The sequence below is a fragment of the Aromatoleum tolulyticum genome (assembly GCF_900156155.1).
Taxonomy (GTDB): Bacteria; Pseudomonadota; Gammaproteobacteria; order Burkholderiales; family Rhodocyclaceae; genus Aromatoleum; species Aromatoleum tolulyticum.
Window position 1 is genome coordinate 67324 of the sequence record NZ_FTMD01000021.1, and the last position, 6432, is coordinate 73755.

General features: G+C 67.4%; 8 protein-coding genes. 3 read left to right on the forward strand and 5 right to left on the reverse strand.

The genetic code is table 11. The features are described 5' to 3' along the window. Positions 1–72: 72 nt before the first annotated feature. Together zapD and BW991_RS21805 are read left to right on the forward strand one after the other, a co-directional pair. Positions 73–828 carry a cell division protein ZapD gene (gene zapD / locus BW991_RS21800; protein WP_076604211.1) on the forward strand — a complete coding sequence of 252 codons (756 nt, stop codon included), beginning with the start codon at positions 73–75 and terminating at the stop codon, positions 826–828. A 13-nt stretch (positions 829–841) separates the two neighbouring features. Then, positions 842–1045, forward strand: a complete 204-nt coding sequence (locus BW991_RS21805) for a DNA gyrase inhibitor YacG (protein WP_076604212.1) — start codon at positions 842–844, stop codon at positions 1043–1045. Here BW991_RS21805 and BW991_RS21810 read toward each other — a convergent pair. From BW991_RS21810 to BW991_RS24405, 3 genes are read right to left on the reverse strand one after another with little or no spacing between them, the layout of a single operon-like run. Further along, on the reverse strand, positions 1036–1977 hold the full coding sequence (locus tag BW991_RS21810) for a Nudix family hydrolase (RefSeq protein WP_076604213.1): 942 nt from the start codon (positions 1975–1977) through the stop codon (positions 1036–1038). The two genes, BW991_RS21805 and BW991_RS21810, sit on opposite strands and share 10 nt — an antisense overlap. Next, the gene (locus BW991_RS21815) at positions 1974–2849 is read right to left on the reverse strand and encodes an ATP-binding protein (RefSeq protein WP_076604214.1); all 876 of its coding nucleotides are present in this window, start codon (positions 2847–2849) and stop codon (positions 1974–1976) included. Before BW991_RS21815 ends, BW991_RS21810 begins: the two co-directional genes overlap by 4 nt. Then, entirely contained in the window at positions 2842–2964 is a 123-nt protein-coding gene (locus BW991_RS24405; RefSeq protein ID WP_280174128.1) for a hypothetical protein, read from the reverse strand. Before BW991_RS24405 ends, BW991_RS21815 begins: the two co-directional genes overlap by 8 nt. Before the next feature lie 344 nt (positions 2965–3308). Here BW991_RS24405 and mltA point away from each other — a divergent pair, with 344 nt between their 5' ends. Next, on the forward strand, positions 3309–4325 hold the full coding sequence (gene mltA, locus BW991_RS21825) for a murein transglycosylase A (protein WP_076604228.1): 1017 nt from the start codon (positions 3309–3311) through the stop codon (positions 4323–4325). A gap of 49 nt (positions 4326–4374) precedes the next feature. Here mltA and BW991_RS21830 read toward each other — a convergent pair whose 3' ends face one another. Together BW991_RS21830 and BW991_RS21835 are read right to left on the reverse strand one after the other, a co-directional pair. After that, entirely contained in the window at positions 4375–5097 is a 723-nt protein-coding gene (locus BW991_RS21830) for a DsbC family protein (protein WP_088179653.1), read from the reverse strand. 16 nt (positions 5098–5113) lie between these two features. Next, positions 5114–6277, reverse strand: a complete 1164-nt coding sequence (locus BW991_RS21835; RefSeq protein ID WP_076604217.1) for a UbiH/UbiF family hydroxylase — start codon at positions 6275–6277, stop codon at positions 5114–5116. Positions 6278–6432: the final 155 nt, after the last annotated feature.

The following is a 6432-nucleotide window of genomic DNA, read 5'->3' on the forward strand; positions in this document are numbered from 1 at the left end:
AGGCCGCGACATATCCCCTGTGCTATCATCCCCGCACTAACGGGAGATCCGGTTTTCTCAGGCGCAAATGCGGTGATCAGCTACGAATATCCTCTTAACGAGCGTATCCGCACCCTCCTGCGCCTGGAAGACCTGTACAGCAAGCTCGCCCATTTTTCGCGCGGCGATGCGCCGCAGGATCACCACGTCACACTGCTCACCCTGTTCGAAATCCTCGAGGTCGCCGGCCGTGCCGACCTCAAGGTCGACCTCGTGCAGGAACTCGAACGCCAGCGCCAGATCCTGATCTCCTTCCGCAACAATCCGGAGATCTCCGAGGAAGCGCTGTCCGGGGCGCTCTACGAGATCGAGCAGGCCTCCTCGTCGCTGCTCGCGATGGCCGGCAAGATCGGCCAGTACCTGCGCGAAAACGAGTGGCTGATGGCGATCCGCAGCCGCGCGTCGATTCCTGGCGGCGTGTGCCAGTTCGATCTACCCTCCTACCACTACTGGCTGCAGCGTGACGCCGACCAACGCCGACACGACCTGTCCAACTGGGTGCACCCGATGCTGCCGATCCGCGACGGCCTCTCGATCGTCCTGCGCCTGCTGCGCGCCAGCGGGCGCCCCGAGACGCAACTCGCCCGCGGCGGCACCTACCAGCTCATGATGGCCGGCCGCAGCGCGCAGATGCTGCGCCTGCGCCTGTCCCCCGCCGACGCCGTCGTGCCCGAGATCAGCGCCAACAAGTACGCGCTCAATGTCCGCTTCATGCTCTCCGAAACGGTCATCCGCCCGCGGCTCGCCGAGCGCGACGTCAATTTCGAACTCACTTTCTGCAGCCTCTGAGGCCACCCGCAGCATGGCGCAGATCCGCACCGTAAAATGTCCGCAATGCGGCGCCTCCGTCCGCTGGGTGCCTGAGAACCGCTTCCGCCCGTTCTGCTCCGAACGCTGCAAGCAGATCGACCTCGGAGCGTGGGCATCCGAGGACTACCGCGTCCCCGCCGCCGCCGAGGGCGACCCGGGGGAGCAAAGCCCCTCCGGACGCTCGACTCAGGACTGATCCCAGCTCCCGCGGATCGCCGCGATGCCGTGCGCCCCCGCTTCCCGCGCGCGCGCCATGTCGGCCCGCCACAATCCCCCGAGCGCCAGCACCGGCAACGGCAGCCCGCGGACGAGCTCCGCAAACCGCTCCCACCCCAGCGCCGCCTGTCCGGGGTGCGTCGCCGTCGGTTGCACGGCGCCCAGCACCGCATAGTCCAGGCCGAGACCGGCCGCACGCTCGAGCTCCGCGCGCGTATGGCACGAGGCGCCGACCCATTCCAGCGCCGGTCGCGCCCCCAGGACGCCAAGCTGCGCGGCCGACAGATGCACACCATCGGCCCCGGTCTCCGCCGCGAGCTCCGCGTTGCCATTTACAACGACCGACGCCCCGCACGCCCGCGCGCGCTTCACGAGCTCAACGGCAAAGGCGCGCAGTTCGGGCCCGGCCATTCCCGGCTCGCGCACCTGGACCAACCGCAGACCGCCGGCCAGCGCCGCATCCAGCAGCTCGAGCTGGCGCGCGACGCCGATCTCGACCGCATGCGTGATCCCCATCCAGCGCGGCAAGCGCAAGGCCTTCAGGATCGGGCCGTTCGCCGGCAGCATCGGCCCTACCTCCGGAGCTTCGACCCGCTCCCAGGAAAGCGCGCTATGCACGTGATCGTGCAGTTCGCCTTCCCAGTCGGCGACCTCGAAGAAGTGCAGCCGCACATGCGCATGCTCGTACAGATGCTCGCGCGTGATCCACGGCCGCACCGCATGCACGCGAATCCCCAGCTCCTCGTCGAGCTCGCGGATCAGCGCGTCGGCCGGCGACTCGCCCGGCTCGACCTTGCCGCCGGGGAATTCCCAGTAGCCCGCATAGAAGGTATCGGGCGCCCGCTGACCGAGCAGGAAACGCCCGTCCCGGCGGAAGATCACGCCGGCAGCCACCTCGACGCGCTTGGTCATCGCGCGTTTCCCGTCTCGAAGCGCCCCGCCCAGTCGCGCGCGAACTGCCACGCGACGCGCCCGGAACGCGAGCCGCGCATCAGCGCCCACTGCAGGGCCTCCTGCCGCGCCGCGTCGATCGCCTTGCGCTCCAACCCGAAGCTCTTCAGCCAGTACGCGACGATCTCCAGGTACTCGTCCTGGCTGAACGGGTAGAAGGATATCCACAGACCGAAGCGTTCCGAAAGCGAGATCTTCTCCTCGACCGCCTCGCCCGGATGGATCTCGCCGTCCACATGCTGCGTCTGCAGGTTCTCGTCGTGGTACTCCGGCATCAGGTGCCGCCGGTTCGACGTCGCGTAGATGAGCACGTTGTCGGGAACCGCCGCCACCGAGCCGTCGAGCACACTCTTCAGCGCCTTGTAGGCCGGCTCCGCATCCTCGAAGGACAGGTCGTCGCAGAACAGGATAAAGCGCTCCGGGCGCCCCTGCACCAGCTCGATGATCTCGGGAAGGTCCATCAGGTCGTCACGATCGACCTCGATCAGACGCAAGCCCTTGCCCGCATAGGCATTCAGCAGGGCCTTCACGAGCGACGACTTGCCGGTGCCCCGGGCTCCCGTCAGCAGCACATTGTTCGCGCGCCGGCCCGCGAGGAACTGCCGCGTGTTGAGATCGATGCGCTCCTTCTGATCGTCGATGTCGCGCAGGTCCTTGAGGCGGATGGCGTGCGGACGAGTCACGGGCACAAGGCTCGCATGACCGTTCCGCCTGCGCCACAGGAAGGCCCGCGCCGCATCCCAGTCCGGCGCCGCCGCCGGCCGCGGCAGCAGCTGCTCCAGGCGCCCGATCAACTGCTCGGCGCGCGTCACCAATTGCACTAGATCATTCATCTCGATTCGTTTTTCCTTCGTTCGCGTCGCCATCGCGCCGCTTCGGCCAGGTCGCCCACACGATCACCAGCAGCAGCGCGAGCGCGACGCCCGCTTCCAGAAAGATCACCCACATTGCGCTCTCCCGCGGGAATGGCGATTCGGGCCGATCCGGGCAAGCCGGTATACTGGGGACCCTTGATTTCACGAGTCTACCCGATCCTCCCCATGAACCGGCGCGCCCCAACATCACCCGCGCAGCGCCTGCGGTGTCTCCTGCCCTTCGTGCTGCTCGCTGCCTGTGCCAGCCAGCCGCCGGCACCTGCAACCGCCACGACCCCGTGCTCCGCAACGAAGCCCTGCCCGTCATGCCCGAGCTGTGCAGCCCCGTCGGCCCCCACCGCGCCGGCGTCCACCCCGGCACAGCCCCCCGCACCGTCGCCCGCAGTGGAAGCGCTGCAACGCGCAAGCTGGAACGAACTGCCCGACTGGCGCAGTGACGACGTCGCGCAGGCCTGGCCCGCCCTGCGCCAGTCGTGCAAGGCGCTCGGCAAACAGCCGCGCTGGCAGCGCATGTGCGACGACGCGCAGCGCCTCGGCGACACCCCGGGCACGACCGCGATACGCCAGTTCATCGAGACCCGCTTCACGCCGTGGGCCGTCCGCAATCCCGACGGCACGGCCGAAGGCCTGATCACCGGTTACTACGAGCCCATCATCAAGGGCAGCCGGTCCCGCTCGGAACGCTATCCGTGGCCCATCCACGGCGTGCCCGGCGACATGCTCACGATCGAGTTCGGCGACCTCTATCCCGACATGCGCAACCTTCGCCTGCGCGGCAGACTGGTCGGCAACAAGGTCGTCCCCTACTGGACGCGCGCCGAACTCGACGGCATGCAGGATCGGTCTCCGGCGCCCACCCTGCTGTGGGCCGCCGATCCGATCGATCTCTTCTTTCTTCAGGTACAAGGCTCCGGACGCGTGGAACTGCCCGACGGCAGCCAGGTCCGCGTCGGCTACGCCGACCAGAACGGCCACCCCTACCAGTCGATCGGCCGCTGGCTCGTGAACCAGGGCGAACTGCCGCTGGAGAAGGCGTCCATGGACGGCATCAAGAACTGGGCGCGCAGCAACCCGCACCGCCTCGCCGAACTGCTGCACACCAACCCGAGCTACGTGTTCTTCAGGGAAATGCCCTCCTCCACCGGCGGCCCCACCGGCGCGCTCGGCGTCCCGCTCACGGCTGGCCGCAGCCTGGCCGTCGACCCACGCACCATCCCGCTGGGCGCTCCCGTCTTCCTCGCGACCACCGCACCGAACAGCGACCGGCCGTTGCGCCGGCTGATGCTCGCGCAGGACACCGGCGGCGCCATCAAGGGCGCGGTCAGGGCGGACTTCTTCTGGGGGCTCGGCGCGGATGCCGGCGTGCAGGCCGGCCGCATGCGCCAGCAGGGCCAGCTGTGGGTCCTGCTGCCGAGCGAAAGCGGCGCCCTCTGAGGGCGGCGGAGAAACGAACGGCGCCCGCCGGCGCCGCTCGTTTTCCGTCTTACTTCGCGACGCTCGCTAGCTGCTGCTCGAGCTCCGCCGCCGGCACGTAGCCGCCCAGGCGGCGCCCGTCGGCGAGGAAGATCGTCGGCGTGCCGTTGATGCGCAGCTTCTGGCCGAGCGCCACGTTGCGATCGACCGCTCCGCTGTCACACTTCGCCGCAGCCGGGGTCTTCGCCTCGAGGATCCACTCGTTCCATGCCTTTGCGCGATCCTTCGCACACCAGATGTTGCGCGACTTTTCGGTAGAGTCCGGGCTCAGGATCGGGAACAGGAAGGTATACAGCGTCACGTCCTTCATCTGCACGAGCTCCTTGCCGAGCCGCTTGCAGTAGGTGCAGTTCGGATCCTCGAACGTCACCAGCACCCGCGAACCGTTGCCGCGAACCTGCTTGATCGCGTGGTCGAGCGGCAGGGACGCGAAATCGATCGACGACAGCTGCGCCATGCGCGCCGCAGTGACGTCCTTGCGCGTCTTCGTGTCGATCAGGCGTCCGTCGAGGAAGAAGCTCGTCTTCTCATCCGTGTAGATCAGCTCCCCGCTCTTCATCACGACCTCGTAAAGTCCGCCGTACGGCAGCTTCGCGACCGAATCGACCGCGGGAGCACCGACGAAGGCCTCTACCGCCTTCTTCACTTCCGCCTCGTCGGCACGTGCGGCCCCTTGTGTCAGCAGCACCAGCCCCAGGGCCGCGACCAGCGGACGAATTACCTTCTTGAACATCTGCATCTCCATGGAATCAGAATCGACCGCTCACCGCATATCGCACGAGCGCGTTGCGTACGACCGGCAAACGGTCAGTGAGGTTCAAACCGGCGTTGCGCACGGCCGCGAGCAGCGGATTGCGCGAGCCGAACAGGCGATTGAGGCCGTGTGTCGCGTATTGAACCAGAAAGGGCTCTTCCGCGCGCGCGCGGGCATAGCCGCGCAGCACTGAAATCTCCCCGGGATCCCGCCAGGCGGGAAGCTCCCGCAGCACATCGGCGAGAGCCCGGGCATCCTGGAAACCCAGATTGATGCCGTGACCCGAAAGCGGATGGATCGCATGCGCGGCGTCGCCGACCAGCGCCACGCGCTCCTTCACCACTGACGACACCCGCATGAACCGCAGCGGAAAGGCCTGCGCCGGCGTCACCAGTTCCAGCGCCCCGAGCGCACCGCCCGCAGCATCCGCGACGCGCCGGCACAACGCCGCTCCGTCCAGCGCGAGCAGCGAATCCGCGAAGTCGTCCGCGCACGACCAGACCATCGACACCACCCGCCCCGGCAGCGGGAGCAGCGCGAGGATGCCGTCGTCGCGAAACCACTGGAATGCGCGGTTGCGGTGATCCTTTCCGCAACTGAAATTCGCGACGACTCCACGCTCGCCGTAGGGGCTGATCTCCGCATCGATTCCCGCCTGCGTGCGCACCCACGAATTGACACCGTCCGCACCGACGACGAGCCGGCCATAAATCGACTTCCGGCCGGGAAGCGCGAGCGAAACACTCTCCCTATCCACGCTCATCGCCTCGGGCACGCCGCCGACCAGCATCGTCACGTTGTGCTGGCGCTTGACCGTTTCCCACAGCTCGCGTTGCATCCGTCCGGACTCGACGATCCAGGCGAGCTCCGACAAGCCGCTGTCGTACGATGAAAACTCGAGCTCGCCACCCGCATCGCCACGGATCGACATCGAATGCACCGGTGCGATCCGCGCGGCATCGAGGTGTTGCCAGATCCCGATCTCGCGCAGGAAATCCGCGCATGACGGACTGATGGCGTAGACGCGCGCATCCCAGCCCTCGACAAGGGCAGGCGCACGCGCCTCGACGAGCGCGATGCGGTAACGGGTTCCCTGCAGAGCGGCTGCGAGGCTTGCACCGGCGAGCCCCCCGCCCACGATGATCAGATCGAAATCCATGAAACGCCAATCCGGTGAAGAGTGGCGATTCTGCACGATGCGCCGGCTCAAGTCACGGTCGCACGACACGGTCGGGAGCGGCGGTAGACGCAAAAAAGCCGCTGATCCTGAGTAGGAAGAGCGGCTTTTTTGGGAGTAGGTAGTCTGACGATGAC